Genomic DNA, 1441 nt, shown 5'->3' on the forward strand with positions numbered 1-1441 from the left:
TAGTGAATGGTTTAATTCATGGTTCAAATGATCCCTATGGAAGCACAGGCATCGGAGGAAATGGTGCTTCTCCACATCACCTATATAAGAATTTACAAATAGAAGGTTTCAAAACAGGGATTGTACCGCCAATTGAATCCGTCTCTACAACTCCCGATCTAACCGTCCCTCTAACAGCAAGTCGAATTGAAAATAGCTACTTAGCTAATAACCTAAATAACTTTAGCAGTTTTTTGAGGAGACGCTCAACAGTTTACTTGTACTCCAAACAGTAAAACCGACTTGTCTCAATTTCTCAGTAAGATCTGCTGCCTTGTACAACCGCAAATAATGTAATTTGTCATCTCGCCTGTAATACTCTTCTACCTTACGCAGAGTGATAATACGACGGCTTAGTATTGCCTGGGCTTGATCTTCTTCTTTCTCAATGAGGACTAACCAATCCTCCCCCTCGGTAAAATTTTTAATTTTGTTTCCTTCTATCACCTGATCTGGCTCTGCAACGTCAAAAATAAAAACACCTCTTGGAGCTAATGCGTTGTAAATACGTTCAAAAAGTTGAATAAGTGTTTGACAATTGTTATCGCTGTCAAACAGGTAGTTGAGACATTCACCAATTGAGATTACAGCATGACAAAATGGAATATCAATCTTAAACAGTGACTCAACTCGAAATTCAGCACTTGGAACTCTGGTTCGAGCAATTGCCACAAGAGACTCAGAAATATCTACACCCAGAACCTGATAATGCGCCTTCGTGAGTTCTAATGCTGATAATCCACTTCCACAGCCCAAGTCCACTACTAGACCTTCTAGAATGCTGTTTTGAGCCAAAATTTCGAGTATGCCAGGAGCCGACTTAAGAGCGTAATCACTGTAACCAACATCATGAATGTATGCAAAGTCTTCCTTGTACCACTCCTTCATTACTTTACTCCAGTGGATGAGCCCGCAGATTATTTATGATCGCATCTTGCTGATGACTCAAGTGTACCGTCTCTACTAGAGACTGAGCCTTCTAACTATTGATTATACTGAAATTCTTCGTCTATTCAACCTATTAAACTGTCAAGTTTAAGTAATTTGATAAAATGAGAAGGATTTAAACAAGGGTCATATTTACGCTCAGTGTGGATCGTCTTTTAATCGCTACTCCTTTCCTAGTACCAGATTAATAAACAGTCCGATAACAATATTGTGCATTTCCTCTGACCTTAAATAACAAATCGTCTTTCTTTGTAATCTTTTAATTCTTATTCTTAATCCTAAATGCTTCCTTCCAATTTTGTAAGTTTTTCTTTTGCCGATTTTATGTTTCTCCTTTGGCAAATTTCTTAAATAGGCTCTCTATTCATTCGTATAGTATTTTTCAGTAGTGTAGTAAATCTATGGATAACCGATTTCAAACGCTTGACTCATAACTGGAGTTTAGACTAAAAAA

2 protein-coding genes and 1 pseudogene are annotated in these 1441 nt (G+C 37.6%); 1 reads left to right on the forward strand and 2 read right to left on the reverse strand.

All coding sequences use genetic code 11. The features are described 5' to 3' along the window. A partial coding sequence (locus CFPU101_RS25190) for a hypothetical protein (protein WP_206818624.1) occupies positions 1–275 on the forward strand: 275 nt, incomplete at its 5' end. Here the strand turns inward: CFPU101_RS25190 and CFPU101_RS25195 are convergent. Then, a complete protein-coding gene (locus CFPU101_RS25195) occupies positions 223–927 on the reverse strand; it encodes a trans-aconitate 2-methyltransferase (RefSeq protein ID WP_206818626.1) in 705 nt (234 codons plus the stop codon). The genes CFPU101_RS25190 and CFPU101_RS25195 overlap by 53 nt on opposite strands. Before the next feature lie 222 nt (positions 928–1149). Then, a pseudogene (locus tag CFPU101_RS26425) lies at positions 1150–1332 on the reverse strand (IS1 family transposase); the annotation flags it as partial. Positions 1333–1441: the final 109 nt, after the last annotated feature.

This window comes from Chroococcus sp. FPU101 (assembly GCF_017312365.1).
In the GTDB taxonomy this organism is placed as follows: domain Bacteria; phylum Cyanobacteriota; class Cyanobacteriia; order Cyanobacteriales; family Microcystaceae; genus Chroococcus.